Annotated in this window: 18 protein-coding genes and 3 pseudogenes; 9 read left to right on the forward strand and 12 right to left on the reverse strand. The window is 37.0% G+C overall.

Annotated features, from left to right (window positions below; translation table 11 throughout):
* Positions 1–50: 50 nt before the first annotated feature.
* A complete protein-coding gene (locus tag ACEWFJ_RS18560; RefSeq protein ID WP_473689479.1) occupies positions 51–248 on the reverse strand; it encodes a cytochrome C oxidase subunit III in 198 nt (65 codons plus the stop codon).
* Positions 249–321: 73 nt separating this feature from the next.
* Positions 322–681: a DUF1360 domain-containing protein gene (locus ACEWFJ_RS18565; protein ID WP_473689480.1), complete on the reverse strand. Its 360-nt coding sequence runs from the start codon at positions 679–681 to the stop codon at positions 322–324.
* Between the two features lie 136 nt (positions 682–817).
* On the opposite strand from ACEWFJ_RS18565, the gene ACEWFJ_RS18570 reads away from it, so the two are divergent.
* A complete protein-coding gene (locus ACEWFJ_RS18570) occupies positions 818–1,273 on the forward strand; it encodes a CotY/CotZ family spore coat protein (RefSeq protein ID WP_473689481.1) in 456 nt (151 codons plus the stop codon).
* 53 nt (positions 1,274–1,326) lie between these two features.
* Here ACEWFJ_RS18570 and ACEWFJ_RS18575 read toward each other — a convergent pair whose 3' ends face one another.
* The 5 genes from ACEWFJ_RS18575 to ACEWFJ_RS18595 all read right to left on the reverse strand — a co-directional run bounded on the left by ACEWFJ_RS18575 (position 1,327) and on the right by ACEWFJ_RS18595 (position 7,691).
* A complete protein-coding gene (locus ACEWFJ_RS18575; protein WP_473689482.1) occupies positions 1,327–2,436 on the reverse strand; it encodes a CotO family spore coat protein in 1,110 nt (369 codons plus the stop codon).
* A 427-nt stretch (positions 2,437–2,863) separates the two neighbouring features.
* Positions 2,864–3,778 (reverse strand): NAD-dependent epimerase/dehydratase family protein, encoded by a 915-nt coding sequence (locus ACEWFJ_RS18580; protein WP_473689483.1) that lies wholly within the window; start codon positions 3,776–3,778, stop codon positions 2,864–2,866.
* A 634-nt stretch (positions 3,779–4,412) separates the two neighbouring features.
* Entirely contained in the window at positions 4,413–4,970 is a 558-nt protein-coding gene (locus tag ACEWFJ_RS18585; RefSeq protein ID WP_473689484.1) for a hypothetical protein, read from the reverse strand.
* 335 nt (positions 4,971–5,305) lie between these two features.
* Positions 5,306–6,067, reverse strand: coding sequence for a hypothetical protein (locus ACEWFJ_RS18590; RefSeq protein WP_473689485.1), 762 nt, complete (start codon positions 6,065–6,067; stop codon positions 5,306–5,308).
* An 862-nt stretch (positions 6,068–6,929) separates the two neighbouring features.
* Positions 6,930–7,691: a sulfite exporter TauE/SafE family protein gene (locus ACEWFJ_RS18595; RefSeq protein WP_473689486.1), complete on the reverse strand. Its 762-nt coding sequence runs from the start codon at positions 7,689–7,691 to the stop codon at positions 6,930–6,932.
* Between the two features lie 85 nt (positions 7,692–7,776).
* Here ACEWFJ_RS18595 and sat point away from each other — a divergent pair, with 85 nt between their 5' ends.
* The 7 genes and pseudogenes from sat (at position 7,777) to ACEWFJ_RS18630 (ending at position 13,935) form a co-directional block, all read left to right on the forward strand.
* Positions 7,777–8,922 carry a sulfate adenylyltransferase gene (sat, locus tag ACEWFJ_RS18600; protein ID WP_473689487.1) on the forward strand — a complete coding sequence of 382 codons (1,146 nt, stop codon included), beginning with the start codon at positions 7,777–7,779 and terminating at the stop codon, positions 8,920–8,922.
* A 26-nt stretch (positions 8,923–8,948) separates the two neighbouring features.
* Positions 8,949–9,529 (forward strand): annotated as a pseudogene (cysC, locus tag ACEWFJ_RS18605) (adenylyl-sulfate kinase).
* Between the two features lie 106 nt (positions 9,530–9,635).
* On the forward strand, positions 9,636–10,316 hold the full coding sequence (locus ACEWFJ_RS18610) for a sulfotransferase (RefSeq protein WP_473689488.1): 681 nt from the start codon (positions 9,636–9,638) through the stop codon (positions 10,314–10,316).
* 436 nt (positions 10,317–10,752) lie between these two features.
* The gene (locus ACEWFJ_RS18615; RefSeq protein ID WP_473689489.1) at positions 10,753–11,424 is read left to right on the forward strand and encodes a glycosyltransferase family 2 protein; all 672 of its coding nucleotides are present in this window, start codon (positions 10,753–10,755) and stop codon (positions 11,422–11,424) included.
* Positions 11,425–11,471: 47 nt separating this feature from the next.
* Positions 11,472–11,750 (forward strand): hypothetical protein, encoded by a 279-nt coding sequence (locus ACEWFJ_RS18620; RefSeq protein ID WP_473689490.1) that lies wholly within the window; start codon positions 11,472–11,474, stop codon positions 11,748–11,750.
* A 23-nt stretch (positions 11,751–11,773) separates the two neighbouring features.
* Positions 11,774–12,076, forward strand: a complete 303-nt coding sequence (locus tag ACEWFJ_RS18625; protein WP_473689491.1) for a hypothetical protein — start codon at positions 11,774–11,776, stop codon at positions 12,074–12,076.
* A gap of 569 nt (positions 12,077–12,645) precedes the next feature.
* Positions 12,646–13,935, forward strand: coding sequence for a glycosyltransferase (locus ACEWFJ_RS18630; RefSeq protein ID WP_473689492.1), 1,290 nt, complete (start codon positions 12,646–12,648; stop codon positions 13,933–13,935).
* 125 nt (positions 13,936–14,060) lie between these two features.
* Here ACEWFJ_RS18630 and ACEWFJ_RS18635 read toward each other — a convergent pair whose 3' ends face one another.
* The 5 genes and pseudogenes from ACEWFJ_RS18635 to ACEWFJ_RS18655 form a co-directional block, all read right to left on the reverse strand.
* Positions 14,061–14,714, reverse strand: coding sequence for a hypothetical protein (locus ACEWFJ_RS18635; RefSeq protein ID WP_473689493.1), 654 nt, complete (start codon positions 14,712–14,714; stop codon positions 14,061–14,063).
* A gap of 554 nt (positions 14,715–15,268) precedes the next feature.
* Positions 15,269–15,544 (reverse strand): hypothetical protein, encoded by a 276-nt coding sequence (locus ACEWFJ_RS18640; RefSeq protein WP_473692588.1) that lies wholly within the window; start codon positions 15,542–15,544, stop codon positions 15,269–15,271.
* Positions 15,545–15,668: 124 nt separating this feature from the next.
* Positions 15,669–16,445, reverse strand: coding sequence for an enoyl-ACP reductase FabI (gene fabI, locus ACEWFJ_RS18645; RefSeq protein ID WP_429708407.1), 777 nt, complete (start codon positions 16,443–16,445; stop codon positions 15,669–15,671).
* 110 nt (positions 16,446–16,555) lie between these two features.
* Positions 16,556–16,648 (reverse strand): annotated as a pseudogene (locus tag ACEWFJ_RS18650) (dTDP-4-dehydrorhamnose reductase); the annotation flags it as partial.
* Position 16,649: 1 nt separating this feature from the next.
* Positions 16,650–17,063: pseudogene (locus ACEWFJ_RS18655) on the reverse strand (GDP-mannose 4,6-dehydratase); the annotation flags it as partial.
* A gap of 416 nt (positions 17,064–17,479) precedes the next feature.
* Here ACEWFJ_RS18655 and ACEWFJ_RS18660 point away from each other — a divergent pair.
* Positions 17,480–18,640 (forward strand): FtsW/RodA/SpoVE family cell cycle protein, encoded by a 1,161-nt coding sequence (locus ACEWFJ_RS18660; RefSeq protein WP_473689494.1) that lies wholly within the window; start codon positions 17,480–17,482, stop codon positions 18,638–18,640.
* Positions 18,641–18,661: the final 21 nt, after the last annotated feature.

An 18,661-nucleotide genomic window follows, 5' to 3' on the forward strand; every position in this document is an offset into this window, starting at 1 on the left:
TTTTTTATTTTACTTTTCATAAAATAAAACTTCCAGCAGTGGGCGTTTTTTCATCCCCTAAACCTCTTTTGATTGTTACTGATATTTCTTTTTATTTCCGCCGCAGTTACAACCGTTTTTTTCACATATCCTTGTTGTTCTAGTTGTTGCTGCTGTTGCTGTTGTCCTTGTTGCTGTTCTTGCTGCTGTTGCTGTTGCTGCTGCTGCATTTGATACCAATATTGATTTGGGTCATAATACTTTGCCATGGCAAACATCTCCTCTATTTTTTAACGCTCTCTTTATTATATGAACAACCCTTCTGCTTCGTTCCTTCATTTCTCAATTCCCCATCCATCGAATCACAATCGTCTCAATAATTGCTGCAACCCCAGCAACTGCTAACAACAAAATAATTGGCTCTGCTACTTTAGGAATCCATTCATAACCCAAAAGCAATAGAGCGCTCATCCATATTCCTGTACACCAATAGCAACTTAACAATTCACCAAAAAATTTACGTAAGCCCGTTTCTCTTATTTTCATATACGTTGAAACCGTACCATCCTCCTCTGTAATCTGTATTTCTTCAATAAAAGGCGCACGTATAAAAGACGTAATCTTATCATAGACCAAAAGGTGTGTTAACCGAAATACTGCAAATGAGAAAATAAAAAACATAAGCCAACTTTCAAAAAGCAAGTTCCTCATCCCCTTTTCTTTTCATCTAAATACAGGCTTATCCTTTGAAAAAAACAACTTAAGAGCAGTAACAGATTTACCCCGCATTCAATATTCTAATAGTGTAAATCAAAACTTATGATAAGGAGTGAAAAGAATGGGTAACAATGATGACAAAAAGGTTATAAACATCAATTGCGTATGTGATGTTGTAAACTTCATCAATGAATTACAAGATTGCGCAACAAGCACATGCCCGACAGGATGCGATGTTCCATTCCTTGGTGCACATCAAGGCTCTAGACTCGCAAATACTCGCCCATTTGTCTTATTTAATAGCGGAGGAGAACCATTCAAAGTATTTGTTGGTTCTGGTAGCATTAAAAAATGCTATTCGTACATTTACCGTGTAGAAAGTGTAGACGACTGCACTGCAGTATTACGTGCATTAGAAGTACACAGTCCAGATCAAAAAGATTGTGAAGAGCCAGTTTGTGCCTTCTTAAACAATCCCAACGCTACACTACAGGCAACAAATTCTGTTGTAACTGTTGATTTAAATTGTTTCTGTGCAATTCAATGCCTACGTGACGCACACGTTTCAGGCGTATAATATGTAAACCCAAAAACTATTGAGGTGGTAGGATTCCTACCACCTTTCGTACATTATAGCCCCATCATGCGAATGGATACGACATCTTCTATATTTAGGATGAAATTCCCAATTCGGTTCGATGCTACTATTTGCAGCACCCCATTTTCATAAGAAGCAATAACCCCTACATAAGAAGCTTTCTCTGTTTTCACCATACATTTCACACTTGGTATATAATGTGGTCGATTTAATAAGAAATAAATTTTCTCTTCATTATTCATATCTTTAAACGATTTATTCTGCCATGTACTACTTGAAGATTCTACAAATTGTTCATCATTTTGTTTTGGTTGATTCTCTTCCGCTACATTCGCGTACGTGTTATGTTGTTCAACGACATCTATCTCCGGTTCATCCGTTTGCACGTTATATTGTTCAACAACATCTATCTCCGGTTCATCCGTTTGCATGTTTTGTGGATCAACGACATCTATCTCCAGTTCATTCGTTTGCATGTTTTGTGGATCAACGACATCTATCTCCGGTACGTCCGTTTGCACGTTGTGTGGATCAACGACATCTATCTCCGGTTCATTCGTTTGCACGTTGTGTGGATCAACGACATCTATCTCCGGTTCATTCGTTTGCACGTTATATTGATCAACGGCATCTATCTCCGGTTCATCCGTTTGCACGTTATATTGATCAACGGCATCTATCTCCGGTTCATCCGTTTGCACGTTATATTGATCAACGGCATCTATCTCCGGTTCATCCGTTTGCACGTTTTGTTGTTCAACGACATCTATCTCCGGTTCATCCGTTTGCACGTTTTGTTGTTCAACGACATCTATCTCCGGTTCATCCGTTTGCATGTTTTGTGGATCAACGACATCTATCTCCGGTTCATCCGTTTGCATGTTTTGTTGTTCAACAACATCTATCTCCGGTTCATCCGTTTGCATGTTTTGTGGATCAGCTACGTTTACCTCCTCTACAATATGGTGAGTCTGCTCCCTATTTTCAACATGATCTATTTCGTTTTCCTGTGTTTCAGCCGTTTGTTCTGTCTGTTTCACAATCACACTCCGCTGCACATGGCGCTGAAGTTTATATAAATCCAAACGATGAGTATATAATAACGGTTGATTTTTCCCTTCCTTTATTTGTTTATCTGCCATCCCCAATCCCCCTCTTTACTGAAACGTACGTTATTACAGTTATATTCATACAAGGCGGAGAAGTTTCATTAAAAATCTATTCTTTATCTATCTACATAAGGCACATTCCCTATTTTTTATAAAGTGAAACCTCCATCAGTGGGGGGTTCTTCATCCCCCACTGATGGTTAGTTGAACCAATCGGGCGCATGCAAGCAGTTATCCCCCTTATCTTCCTTGCTTCTCTCTGAATCTTGAGGTGGGGGTCTTACTGCCCGCGAATAGCGGGATAAACAAGAGGATTAAAAACTAAGAAAATCCCTAAAGTACATATGTGGTTCTTATTGAAAATAATCCATATAATATGGAAAAACACACGAAAGAGAAGCTTAATCTATTTACGATATAAGCTTCTCTTTCTATATTTAGTGTATTGCATGCAATCGCTTTATTTTTTACGGAAGAAGGAAATCGTCTCTTCCAATCCTTGAAGTAATGAAAACTTTGGATTCCAATTTAAGTATTTTCTAGCTTTATTATTTAATAGATAGCTATGAACAATATCCCCTGGTCTTTCCTCTTTGTATATTCTTTTATTTTCTATTTTCATTAAGCTATAGATTATATCCAGCAGTTCATTGACTGAAGTTTGTTGATTCGAGCTAATATTACATATTTGATTGTCAGCATTCCTAAGAGCCAAAAAGTTAGCATATGCTACATCTTTAACAAAAATAAAATCTCTTGTTTGATTTCCGTCACCATATATAATTGGACTATCATTCTTCAATAAACGGTCAATAAAAACGGAAATAACACCAGCTTCTCCATTTGTATCTTGTCTTGCACCATACACATTGGAATATCTAAGAATTGTGTACTTTAAACCCGAAAGTTTTGCAAATAATTGAATATATGTTTCACTGGTCAATTTCGATAAACCATAAAATGATACAGGATTACGCTCATGATTCTCATCAATAGGCAAATATTTAGGATTACCGTATACAGCAGCAGTTGATGCGTGGATAATTTTTTTCACGTTATACTTTATACAAGATTGTAGAATATTTACAGTCGCCATGATATTTTCATTACAATCGTAAAGTGGCTGTTTTACAGATTCCTGCACAGACACCTGTGCCGCTTGATGTATTACAAAGTCTGGTTTTTCTATCATAAAAATTTTATCAATATCAGGATCTCGTACATCAAAATGATAAAAAGCAACTCCCGCTGGAATATTATACTTATGACCGGTAGCTAAATTGTCAATAACTACTGTCTCTATATTGTTTTCCAATAAGGATTCAACAATATGTGAACCAATAAAGCCTGCCCCGCCTGTGACTAAAACTTTCAAATATTTACCCCCCAAAAAAACTATATTTCCTTACATATAAGACAAGTAAAAATCTCTGTTTTTTTAATTAATGAAGTTATCATTTCTATACAATCAATATTGTTACAATTTATGTAAACTTTTGCTGCAGTATGCTCTATAGTTCATTAATATCGGCTTAAAGCAGCTAGCTAACAAACAATAATACTTTCGTTTTCCTGTGTTTCAGCCGTTTGTTCTATCTATTTCACAATCACACTTTTCTGCATATGAAGCTGAAGTTTATATAAAGTGAAACTTCCATCAGTGGGGATTTTCTTCATCCCCTACTGATGGAAAGTTCTCACCAATCGGGCTTTTACGGGCAGTTATCCCCCACCTATCTTCTTCGCTTCTCTCTAAATCTTGAGGTGGGGGTCTTACTGCCCGCGAATAGCGGGATAAATCCGAATGATGACTGTATAATAACGGTTGATTTTTTCCTTCTTTTATTTGTTTACCTACAAATTTAATAGCCTTATCCAAAAGTCATAGATGTCATATCGCCTTGTCCATGATGGTGCATGAACTAGCAATCAAAGATTTGTTCTGTCTTTGCACAAAAAAGACCTCAAGAATCATAAAGAGTCGAAAGGTCTATACGTTGAAATATCGCTCACTTAGAGAGACTAGTCAAAAAATGAGTTTGGTTTACAAGGTGAGATTGGATGACAAGGTGAGATTGGATGACAATCGTCGCAATCATTCTTTCTAATACACACCTTGACGATGTCTTTTTCAGTGATTTTCCAGAACACATCGACAGTTCCTTGTCCTCCCGGTCCCGGGCGTGTTCCGAAATTTTGTGGTCTTGGTGTACCTTCACATAAAACGGCAAATCCACAAACTTCGAAATGGTCTCCTTCGTTTGCATCATCACGGTCAATGATACATTGGAATGCTCTTTCATCACAAATTTCTTTCGTACATTGATTTCCTTGATCATCCACAGCTGTGAACGTAATTTTTTCGCTAATGTGCCGCAAATGATTACTTTTTCAGGGCAAACATCTTCAACAACAGGTGCTTGCGTGAAAAACACCTTAGTTGTAACGCCATCCGCAGCTAGTGCCGGTGGAACGAGCTGTGTTTTAAATTCAACGGCTACTTGACAGCAAGTTTGCGGGTTTGGAATTGGACATACAGTTGTCGTTGTTATTGGGCCTCCAGTCATTTTACTCCTCCTTATATTGCGAATATAAAACTAGGGAAGCAGGAAAAAATAAGTATGATAATAATCTACTGTCCTGAAATCCTAAAATACAATATGTGAAACCAGGCAATTCGGTATAGGTAGTTGCTGAGAATCGGCTGTAAAAAGAAACAATATGCATTCGCCTATCGATTTAATGGTCTTATCCGAAAGTCATAGATGTCTATCCCGTCTTGTTTATGATGGTGCCTAAACCAGCAATCAAAGCTTTGTTCTGTCTTTGCATATAAAAAAGACCTCAAGAATCATAAAGAATCGAGAGGTCTCTGCGTTTTCGTATTGCTTACTTAAAGAGACTAGTCAGAAAATGAAGTTGGAGGACACTCTGGGGTCGGAGTACAAACGTTGCAATTATTCTTTCTAATACACACCTTGACGATGTCTTTTTCAGTGATTTTCCAGAACACATCGACAGTTCCTTGTCCTCCCGGTCCCGGGCGTGTTCCGAAATTTTGTGGTCTTGGTGTACCTTCACATAAAACGGCAAATCCACAAACTTCGAAATGGTCTCCTTCGTTTGCATCATCACGGTCAATGATACATTGGAATGCTCTTTCGTCACAAATGACTTTCTCACATTGGTTTCCTTGATCATCCACAGCTATGAACGTAATTTTTTTCGCTAATGTGCCGCAAATGATTACTTTTTCAGGGCAAACATCTTCAACAACAGGCGGTTGTGTGAAAAATACCTCAGTCATTACCCCTGCTTGAGCCAATGCAGGCGGAACGAGCTGTGTTTTAAATTCAACATCTTCTTGACAGCAAGTTTGCGGGTTTGGAATCGGACATACAGTTGTCGTTGATGTTGTTGATGTTGTTGATGTTGTCGTTGTAGTGGAAGTAGTTGTCGATGTTGTTGTTGATGTTGTTGTTGATGTTGTCGATGTTGTCGTTGATGTTGTTGTTGATGTTGTCGATGTTGTCGTTGATGTTGTTGATGTTGTTGTTGATGTTGTCGATGTTGTCGTTGATGTTGTTGTAGTTGTCGATGTTGTTGATGTTGTTGTTGTTGTTGTTGCACCTCCAAATGAGCCTATTCCACAGCAACTAGTCACGTCATCACAACCCGTAATATCTTGGAAATGTAATAAGACAGCCGTGAATTGTGACTCCGTAAACGGAGTCCCAGAACAGATAGTAAACGTACGAGAATCACCCGCGGCAATTTTATCGGTTGTGAACTGGTGTATAATATCGGCATCAATACCAGCACAACCCGGGCAATTCCCCCTGTTAGTGTTATAGGGGTTATTGGGGCACCATCAACAGCTACTAGTGTAAATGGACCGGCATTATTCACAACTAAACAGAAAGAACCAATGCTCCCTATACTATTGGCATCATTGGTTATGGTAACATCTACGCAACTGGAAAATGGCGCAGGTGGGCTCGCTAGAAGCACTACCGTAACGGTCGCCTCTAAAGGTGAGCATGGGCATCCCAGAGAGCCCGTAACAAACGCAGTTGTTGTCATATAACTTTTACACTCCTATTCAATAAAATTTCGAAAAAAAGAAAACGAGCCGAAATTTACTGTATTTTCTTATTTTCAAAAATATAGTATGTCTTTAGGCTTACAAAAGCTTGGATACATTCATCATTTGTATGTAAATATTCTATTAATCTCCTTTATTATCAAAAAGCAGAACCGTTTTAAGTTGCCTTCAGAATAAAATTAATCCTCCACATCTCCATAGACGGAAAGTTTAATCATTCTTGTCATCGGATGTTGTTTAAAACAGTAAACACCATCCTGGGATTCCGATCTCCTGTATAGCTAATGTGACACCTAAATAGATTATAAAATGTGATCGATGTACAGCTGAATCATATAGAAAGGCTGTTTTATTGACTTTATAATAAAAAAAGCCAATGTTCCTTGAGGAAATCGGCCTTTTCGACAGAGAGTGTTCCACTCTAAAAAACAAGTTTCATTCCACTAATAAAAATGATTACAATCATGACAATACGTATATATTTCGACGGCATCTTTGTTGTAAGTTTACTGCCAATGATCGCTCCTGGAATGGATCCGCATAGAAGATTGCCCACTAATAAATAATCGATGTGTCCAAATCCTGCCATCAAGAGGCCTGAAATAGAAGTAAGTAAAAAAGCATGAGTGACATCTGTACCAACTAATTCGGAAGATTTCATATTATAAACATATAAGATAAACAATGCAAAAAGGCTTCCTGATCCAACCGAAGTGATTCCTACGATGGCTCCGATGATGACTCCCGCCAGGATGGTCAAATGCCGTTTTTCTTCTAATGGCTTTTCTTTCCAACGGTTAACTGAATGACGACCAAAAGTCATTTGAATCAATGTAATGATGGAAACAATCATTAGAATAGAACCAAGCAAGAGCATCACAAACTCTTTATTATAGTAGTCAGCTAAAAACAAATAAAATACTATATTAGCCGTAACAGCAGATGGTATACTCCCGATGGCTAAATATTTCACCAATTGAAAATGAACCGTTTTTTGCCTTATATGTTGGATGGCTCCAACCATTTTTGTAATTGAATTATAGGCAAAGTCCGTGCCGATAGCGATCGTTGGATGAATGCCCATAAAAATCAATAACGGGGTAAGTAAAGAGGCTCCACCGACTCCTGTCATTCCAACTAGCCATCCGACCAGCAATCCAATAAACACAAATTCAATACTCACTTCCTATTCACCTCAAATGTCTAATCATTTTTTTTGAAGCATCATACTCTATAAAGATAATCGATTTTAACTACTAATAGAGGTGATGTTTAACAATGGCAATATCCCCCACGGCGGTCAATTAATCAATCGTTTTAATCCCGATTTGAATGTAGATGATATCAAGCAGCAAATCGAAATAGATGAGTTTACTCTTGCAAATCTAGAATGTATAGCTATTGGCGCATTTAGTCCTCTTCAAGGTTTCATGGGGAAAGCGGACTATGAAAACGTACTTTATCATATGCGTTTGCAGAACGGTTTGGTTTGGACGCTGCCTATTACATTATCGATTTCCACTGAGGAAGCACAGTCCATCCATCATGGTTCCAAGGTGAAACTTGTTCATAACCACGACGTTTATGGAGTTATTGAAATTGAAGAAATATATGCAGCGGATCAAAAAATAGAGGCTGAATACGTTTATGGAACAACTGATCACAACCATCCCGGAGTGGCAAAGCTTTATGAACATTCAGGGATTTATGTAGGCGGTAAGATTACGATGATGAAACGTCCAAAAAGAAAAGTGGCTGAAAAGTATGATTTGGATCCGATAGATACTAGAGCAGAGTTTGATAGACGAGGATGGAGAAAAGTGGTTGGTTTTCAGACACGCAACCCTATTCATCGCGCTCATGAATATATTCAAAAATCAGCTCTTGAAACGGTCGATGGCCTTTTGATTCATCCATTGGTCGGTGAGACGAAAAAAGATGATATCCCGCAACATATTCGAATGAACAGTTATGAAGTGTTAATCGAGCATTATTATCCTGAAAAATATACGATGTTAGCCGCTTTTCCGGCCCCCATGCGTTATGCAGGACCCCGAGAAGCCATTTTCCATGCGCTTGTAAGAAAGAATTACGGCTGCACACATTTTATTGTCGGCCGTGATCATGCTGGGGTCGGAAATTACTATGGTACTTATGATTCTCAATTCATTTTTAACCGTTTTAAAGAAGAGGAATTACAAATCGTTCCGCTCTTTTTTGAACACAGTTTTTATTGTAAAAAATGTCATGCGATGGCGTCTTTAAAGACATGCCCTCATGATGAAACGGATCGATTCATTTTGTCCGGAACAAAGGTGAGAGAAATGTTAAGAAACGGGGAAAGACCTCCGATGGAATTCAGCCGTCCCGAAGTGATTGATACTTTAATAAAAGGACTAAGTTTGGAGGAATAACACGTGGATAAACAAAAAAAGAGAATATCATTTGGCACCAAACGGTCATAACAAAAGAAGACCGTCAGAAATTACACGGCCAAAAAAGTTGTGTCATATGGTTTACAGGATTATCAGGTTCGGGCAAGTCAACCTTAGCGAATAAAGTGGAAGAAAGGCTTCATTCTCTTGGGATTTCTACTTATTTATTAGATGGAGATAATATGAGACACGGTTTAAACAAAGATTTAGGCTTTCGTGAGGAAGATCGAAAAGAAAATATAAGACGCATCGGTGAAGTAGCGAAGCTATTTGTTGATAGTGGAATCATTGTCCTTTCCGCTTTTATTTCTCCATATACAGAAGACCGTCAAAAAGTAAGAGATCTTTTAGAAGAAGAAGAGTTTATTGAAATATATACAAAATGTTCGTTAGAGGTTTGTGAGACACGAGACCCAAAGGGCTTATATAAAAAAGCAAGAAATGGTGAGATTGCCGATTTTACTGGTATCTCCTCCCCTATGAAGCACCAGTTTCTCCTGAAATAACGGTCAATACTGAGAGCATGACAATAGATCGTTGTACGGATCAAATCATTAGCTATTTGCTGGATAAAGGGTATATTTAATAGTTCAACTTTTGCACAATGAAATAATATGTTCCATATAATTGTAAAGGAGCATACGATACCGGGGATTTTATTCAAAAATTAACAAATTAGAGGTGAGAGATAAATGGATATCATTATTTCATCAGCAACCCATCGTTCAGGTTCAACGCTTTTACAACGTATTTTTAACGTTAGGAAAAAAACTTTGATATGGGGAGAACAGGATGGTCTATTAACAAACTTTTATAATATTCACCGCAACCTGAAACACTATTCAGAAAATTTAAAACAACAGCGTTTAAACTATTTTAATAATAACGAAGATCCTAATCATTGGATTGCGTGCATGAACCCTGAGATGGAATTTGTCGACAAAGCCGTTATTAATTCTATAAAAGTATTGTTTGATTCTTTATATGAACAGTATCGCGGAGAACATGACATCATTGGTTTTAAAGAAGTAAGATATGGTGAAAATGAATTAACCTTGTTTAGAAATTGTTATCCGGATACTGAAATCATTTTGCTCGTTCGAAATCCAATTGATGTATGGAAAAGTATGCTGGGAGCAGGTTTAGGAAACAATGTTGCTAATTTTACAAAAAAGTGGAATAAACATGCCTCCTATTATCTTCAATTACCCAAGATTGACTCTAAATCCCATTTGATTAAATATGAAAATATTGTAAATAAAGATCAAACGACCATTGAAACAATCTCTAAATTTGGAAAGATTTCCTCAGAAGAAATTGATACCGTCATATCAAAAAAATCTGGAGTACTCCCAGAGAAGTTTCTAATGTAGAAAAGCAAATTATCCTAAAAGAGTGTGGAGCAATAATGAAACAGTACGGTTATCTTTAGGGTCTTGGAATCACACTCATTTTTTGAGAGAAATGCAGAAAGGAAAGCAACAGATTAAGGCTTAGAAGAACGACATTACAGCTATTGTAAAAATGTTTAAAAAAGGGGCTCGTGTCAGTTAATTAATCGGAATGGTGTTTGAGTGTAACACGGCTCGAAACCAGTTAAATGCAAGGGGTTTTAGGACCTCCTTTTTTAGTGTACCTATAGTCGAATAATTAGTTATTCGACTTAAAGGAGATTTTAGCGAAACAATTGTCCAAACCCTTCCATAGAATCTTCATATATTAGCAGCAAGGAGATTTAATAAAATGAAATGCCCCTCTCCTTATTGGAATGTTGCATTTAATTATAGACAGAAAGGAGGTCATATATTCTTGAAGGATGTATCGGTCATTATACCCATTAGTTTGAACGATCAATCAAGGGAACATGCTTTTCAGTGGGTTAAACAATTTTATGAAACTATGTTTCCTGAAGTGGAATTGTGTATTGGTATATGTAATGAAAAACCGTTTTCAAAAGCAAAAGCAATAAATAAGGCTGTGGAAAAATCGAAAGGAGATATCCTTGTCATTGCTGATGCAGATATATTTTACGATCCCTCACTTTTGGAGCAATCTATTAAACACCTAGAAACACATGCCTGGGTTATTCCCTTTCGAAAGGTATTAAATATTTCACAAAAAAGTACTCAAGAGCTGCTTAAAACCAAACCGCAATGGCCTCTTCCTATTAATATCGAAACTAAATTACGGCCATATGCGGCTATGGGAGGGGTGAATATTGTACCACGCAAACATTTTGAAACTGTATGTGGTTTTGATGAAAGGTTTGTCGGATGGGGTGGAGAAGACGACGCATTTGCAGCATCACTAAATCAATTGTGTGGGTATGTGAAAAGGATGGATGCTACACTCTATCATTTGTGGCATCAACGCAATAACATGGGTAATTACGCAGCAAACCGGGAATTACTAAAAGCATATCGTTCCGGAAAAGAATCCATTATGAAGGAAATCGAAAAAAGACGGGGAAAGATATTTTGATACCATAAATTTCTGTCAATAATTCATTTATAAAAAGGTGAAGTTACATGCAAAAAAGAAAATTTTTAATTTTAGGACATCCACGAAGTGGTACCGGATTTACGGCAAAGCTATTTCAGCGATTTGGATATGATATTGGGCATGAACGTATGGGAAAAGATGGAATTAGCAGCTGGATGTTTGCAGCTGATGGTTATCCAGTGTTTGGAGATCGAACTCTTAATCGAAAAGATTACACCTTTGACTATATTATCATGAATCTAAGACATCCACTTGATATAATAAGTAGTACTTATTATACAGAAAATACATTTAAAAAAGCTTAGCATACCGTAAAAGGCATATAAATTTGGATGGTCTAAATGAAGTAGAAGTGGCTGTAAAAAGTGTTCTTGATTGGTATAAAAAAATAGAACTGCAAAGACCTAATCTAAAAGTTTGCATCGATAAAAATCCAGAAGAAAAATTATTTTATTTTCTAAAACGATTTGAAAATAAAGAATCATTATTACCAGTTGAAAAAATAGAGAAGAAAGTAAATGCAAGAAATCACCCTGATCTATCGTTCTCCTTTATAAAAGAAAATTGTAATATGGATATCGTATTAGAGTTAGAGAATTTTTGTAATTTATACGAATACAAAATCACTTAATCTCTCGAACAATAAAAACAATAAAGATAAGGTTAGTAGAACAAAGTGATTATATCTCATAAACATAAATTCATCTTTTAAAAAACACAAAAACAGCCGGCACCTGCATCGAAATTTCATTGTCAAGATATTGCGGTGATAAAGATATCATTACTTCGGTAAGTCCTGCTGATGAGAAAATTAGGGCTAAATTGGGAAAACAACCACAAAATTATCAATTGCAGCTTTTTTTATCAAACTGAATAATAATGTTAACTAATCATTCAATTTGATTAAAAAATTCCTCCTGTAAACTTCTTATATATCCATCTAGAAAATTTGATGGCTAATTTAAGATGCCTGGATAGCCGTTTGCGAACTTGTTTCCATTAAATAGAGACATGTCGAGTTATTAAGTGGGACTTATATAGTTAGGTTGTTTGCAGACCTTTTCTTATCCATGTATCTTAAACGCTAAACGCTTCTGACAGTAAGAACAAGGATTAAACGAGAGTATAATTTTGTTAAACGTTCATATAAATTCTAAGGTAGATATTTTTAACAACGGGTTCGTAAAGGAGGCTTGACGAATGAAAGTTGCGCTTCTAACAATGTTTAATGGTTTAGATAGTACGTACTCATTAGTAAATGTTGTAGCGGAACAAATAAGGATGTTGTTGGATGATGATAAACAGCCGATCATGCTTGTAAGTGAAAATTGTCCGCTTGATGCGAGGCACGGAATTTTCTTGGATGAACGGATTGAATGGAGAAAAGTGGTCAATCATCTCAACGGCAATCAAATACATTGGAGAGACTATACACAGGCCAGTGGAAAAGTACATGATACTTTTTATCAGGAAGTGGATGTGATTGCGGATGATTTGGTAACAAAATTATCTGATGTAGATGCATGTATTATGCATGATATTCATTATCAAGGTTGGCATTTACTCCACAATGTGGCGGTGAGAAAAGCACAAGAAAAGCTACCGCATGTCAAATTTATCGCTTTTACACATTCTGCTCCTGTGAATCGTCCCTCAAATCCTAAATGGCCGTTTTCAGCAAGGTTTACACCTATGCCTAATACTTTATATGTCTATCCTACCCAATCAGGAATTTCTGCGCTCTCCAAACAGTACAACGCTCCGGAAGGGAACTGCCGAGCAGTCAATAACAGCCTTGATTTGTTAAATTACATGAGCGATGAAGTCAAGTTGCTCGGACAAGAAGTTGACCTCATGTCCCCTGATATACTTGTTATTTATCCGGGAAGACTGACACCTGGAAAGAAATTTGAAAAAGTCGCATCGTTATGCGGGGCCATTAAGAAAAACTGCGAAAAAACGGTGAAAGTCATATTTTGCGATTTTCCAAGCGCGGATATTGGGACTAAACAATATAAAGCTTTAATTAAGGCACAGGGAATGTCATTCGGTTTAGAACAAAATGATATGTTTTTTACTTCAGATATAGAAGCTTTTAAAAATGGATTCCCTAGAAAGGGTGTTTTAGAATTATTTTCCCTTTCTAATCTTTTTATATGTCCTTCTTTTTCTGAGTCGTTTGGATTAACCGTGTTAGAAGCGGCAAGTAAAGGTAATTTCATTGTATTGAATGAAAGAGTTCCTGCTTTGGAGGAAGTTGGAAAAGTATTGAATTCTTACTTTATGAAGTGGGATGCAAGAAATTTTGGGTATAATACCGCCGAAACATACCACCCTTCCGAGGAAGCATATTTGAAAGAACATACAGAAATTATTATCAATCTAATGCGTGAAAATCGCGTAATCCACGCGAAAACAATGGCAAGACAACGTTATAGTCCTCAGTGGATATGGTTTAATCAACTAAAACCTATGCTGCAGCCCTTTTAGGTGTTAATCTTTCGCTGTTACACCTCGGCGTTTAGTTGCTGATTCTACCCCGTAAAGCAAAATAAAACCCCCATCAGTCGAATACTGATGGGGGTTTCTGTCAATAGTTGGTTTATCTTACTTTTTCAATACATTCTTACTTTTTCAATACATACCTTAACAATATCTTTTTCTACAAACTTAAAGGCGACTGAATGATCCTGTCCGCCAAAATTCGCTTCATGCGCAAAAACCTCGCACAAAATACCCTGTTGGATAATACGGAATTGATCCCCTTCCTTGATGACATCCTGTTGAGTAATACCGCATGGATCATCCCCTTCCTTGATATCATTTTGTTCAATCAGACATTGAAATGGGACATCGTCTTTAATTACATGGTTCTTAACCTCGCAACCATCTATTACTGCTGTATAGGTTATGGTTTTATGAATCACACCGCAAATAACAACCACTTCCGGACATACCTTTTCAATGTTAGCTACTACCGTTTTAGTGGCTCTGGCAGTTCCCCTTTTTGCAGGAGGCACCAGTTGCGTCTTATGCTCCACGATAATTTTACAACATAATTCTTTCCGAGGAATACGGGGTGAAAACGCACAAATACAATGACAACTTAATGTTCTAATAGCTCCATTACAATCTTTCCCTGTAATACACCCATCCTCAGGATCAAATTTTATAAAAGTCAGGGTGATCATTCTAGAGGCTCCCCTTAATAAAAAATCAACCTCAATTCCTGGTTTTAAGTTACATAATTGATTACACAAACCATTCATTTCGAGCACCTCCTTCACTTAAACTTCGGTACTATATTACTCTATGTCATTATCATTGTTGTTGTATGGGCATGCAAATAGGCGGATAAGCCTTGATATAACTAAGTGGATCCGCCCATCATTTCTGTAATTGTGTTGACGACTTGTGATGACTTTTTTAATCTTATTGTTTGTATGTTTTAAGGTATGTTAAAGAATCTCAATGGGTTACTGTAACGCTATAGTCGATTTTCACAGTGCCGGAATTGAGAATATTCTTATTAAATTCGCGGAGCAGGAAATACTCTATAACTTTATCTTTAAAAATATAGCATTTGAATTCATAATTTTAATCATTGGATAAAGTGAAACTTCCATCAGTGAGGGTTTTCTTCATCCCCCACTAATGGTTAGTTGAACCAATCGGACTTTTATGGGCAGTTATCCCCCACCTATGTTCTTCGTTTCTCTCTGAATCTTGAGGTGGGGGTCTTACTGCCCGCAAATAGCGGGATAAGTGATAATCTAACACTTTCCTCCCTACTCTTATTCTCGATGCCAATCGTTATCATTGCCTAGTTTGGTCCTGCTAATGAAAAACTGTAACAGAAGTATACCGTATAACCGATATGAAGGTGCTCTGTATGATATCGAGAACGCCGTAGTACTCCTCTGTTAGAATACAAATTAGCCAATGGAACCAGCATCGCTGCACTGGTACCATTCCTATTGTCTAATCCCATTCCTTTTGCTACATTAGTAATATTTATATTCAACTGATTACACAACTTTGCTAGTTCATTAATATAAGAGATTTTCAAATTCAAAAACGAGTTCGCTTCATATTTAATCGACTCTACTGCTCTTGGTGTCGTTTCCTTTAAACTTTACATTTAAAAAGCCCTCCTGAATCGTATTTTTTACAATTCAAGAGGGCTTTTTATTTTATAAATATAGTTAATTTATCTTTTCGTACTAACCTAAAATATGATATCCAGAATCCACATGAACATTCTCACCAGTAATACCGCTTGCTAGGTCACTGAATAAGAATAACGCTGTATTTCCTACTTCTTCTTGCGTTACGTTACGACGAAGTGGTGCGCGTTCTTCAATTTGTTTTAAAATGCTATTGAAATCGCCAACACCTTTTGCTGATAATGTGCGAATTGGTCCTGCAGATACTGAGTTGACACGGATATTATGCTTTCCTAAATCGTTCGCTAAATATTTTACGCTCGCGTCTAATGATGCTTTTGCAACACCCATTACGTTGTAGTTCGATACAACACGCTCGCCGCCTAGATATGTTAACGTTACGATACTTCCACCTTCTGTCATCACTTCTTTCGCAGCTCTTGCTACAGCTGTTAATGAGAATGAGCTAATATTTTGAGCTAACAAGAAGCCATTACGAGATGTATCAACAAACTCACCTTTTAAATCATCACGTTCTGCGAATGCAATGCAATGAGCCAGTCCATGAATAACTCCAACCTCTTCCTTAATCATTTGGAAGCAGCTTGCAATATCTTCATCGCTTGTTACATCACATGGTAATACAAGTGATTTTTGTCCTTCTAATGATTCCGCTAAATCACGTACATTTTTTTCTAAACGTTCACCTGCGTAAGTGAAGATTAAGTTTGCTCCTGCATTATGTAATGAACGCGCGATTCCCCAAGCGATGCTTCGTTGGTTTGCAACGCCCATTACGACAATATTTTTTCCTTTTACATTGAGAAGATTCATGTATTTATCCTCCTATATCCATAAATTATAGTTGTTATTAGAACCTGGTACTATTTTTATATTAACATAAAATACTCTAAAGGCAAACAAAAATCACTAGCCCAAATTCACTAGTGATTCTTTGTTTCGCTAAAGAAGCGTTCTAATCCTTCTTCCCAAGATGGCATCTGTGAGAAATCATTTAATTTTAACATTTTATGCTTTAAATTTCCCTACTTCTCCTAATGAGCCATACACTTCATCTGTTGAGACTTGCACCATTTTTATATGAGGGTATTTTTTGACTAGCTCTAATAACGTTACCGTTCCAATTATATTCGTATCATAGAAAGGAATAGGATTTTCAATGCTACGATCAACATGTGATTCCGCTGCAAAGTTAACAATGGCATCTACCTTATACTTCTGAACAACATATTCTAAAAGTTCACGATTTTGAATCGTGCCTTTTAGAAAAACATAGCGAGGGTCTTGCTCAACAGAACGTAAATTTTCAAGATTACCACTATATGTTAACGCGTCATAATTAATAACATGGTAATTTTCGTATGCTTTCAATATATAATGAACAAAATTACTACCAATGAATCCAGCTCCGCCTGTTACTAATATATTCATAGACAACTCTCCTACTAAAAAACAATCTTTACACTCAATAAGCAATGGCAGTAACCGATATTTTTTGACAAAATAGGTTCTTTTACCGGCCATGGAATGTTCAAATCGTTATCCCCCCACTGATGGAAGCCCGCCCAATCGGGCTTTTACAGGCAGTTATCCCCCACTGATGGTTAACCAATCGGTTTTTTACGGGCAGTTATCCCCCACCTATCTTCTTCACTTTTCTCTTAATCTTGAGGTGGGGGTCTTAATGCCCACGAATAGCGGGATAAAAATTTTATGTTATAACAGTCCACACATCTGACATTCCCAACCTAAATCTAAACAACATATTTGCAAACAACAAAAAATCGGCTAAGATGGTAATAGTGTCTTTTTTAATAACAATGAGTCATAGAAAGGAATACAGTACGGTGAAAGATAAAAATTCTCGATATCAAATAGATTACGTCTTAATAATGATTGTACTTGCAATCGCTATAGTAAGTTGCTTTGCCATCGCCAGTGCACAGCCATCCTTGCCACCAAATTTACAAAAAGTTAATTTCGTTGCGCAGCAAATCAAATGGTATATAATTGGGATTATTGCAGTTGTTGCAGTTATGATTGTCGACTTCGATCGCTATAAACAAATTTGTTGGTATTTATACGGATTCGCAATGGTTCTTCTTCTTGGACTTGAGTTTCATTTTCCGGGCGCGGTAACAATTAAAGGGGCAACAGCTTGGTACGCAATTCCAGGTATTGGTAATTTCCAACCCTCAGAAATCATGAAACTCTTTTTAATTCTTGTAGTTGGACGCATTATCGTAGACCATAATGAAAAATATACGATTCGAACGTCACGAGAAGATCTACTCTTACTTGGAAAAATATTTGCAGCGAGTTTACCACCATTACTGTTAATCGCAAAAGAACCAGATTTGGGGAATACAATGGTAATTTCAGCAATGCTTGCAGCCATGATTTTAGTATCCGGTATACGTTGGCGCTTTATTTTCGGTTTAGCTGGCATTGTCGCTGCAGTTGCTGCACTACTCGTTTATATTTACTTTGCACACACAGCATTTTTTAAAGCACATATTTTAAAAGAGTATCAGCTAGATCGTTTCTACGGCTGGTTAGCACCTTATGAATACCCAACACAGGGTTATCAATTAACTCAAGCCCTTTTAGCTACCGGATCAGGCGAGTTATACGGAAAAGGTTGGGACGGTGCAGAAGTATACTTCCCTGAACCTCATACCGATTTTATTTTTACAAATATTGCTGAGAAATTCGGATTTTTAGGAGGAAGCGTCGTTATTTCACTCTACTTCCTACTCATTTATCGCATGATTCATATTGCGTTAGAAAGCAATGATCCATACGGAAGTTATATATGTGCGGGAACCGTCGGGATGTTTACATTCCAAGTGTTCCAAAATATTGGCATGACAATCGGGCTACTTCCTATTACCGGGATTACATTACCACTTTTAAGTTACGGCGGTAGTTCCTTGCTCACCTATATGATTGCGATTGGCTTCATTCTGAATGTACAGTCACGAACAAAGAAATTTATGTTTGATTAAACCATATCCTAGTGGATATGG

The organism is Bacillus sp. EA-CB0995 (genome assembly GCF_055814245.1).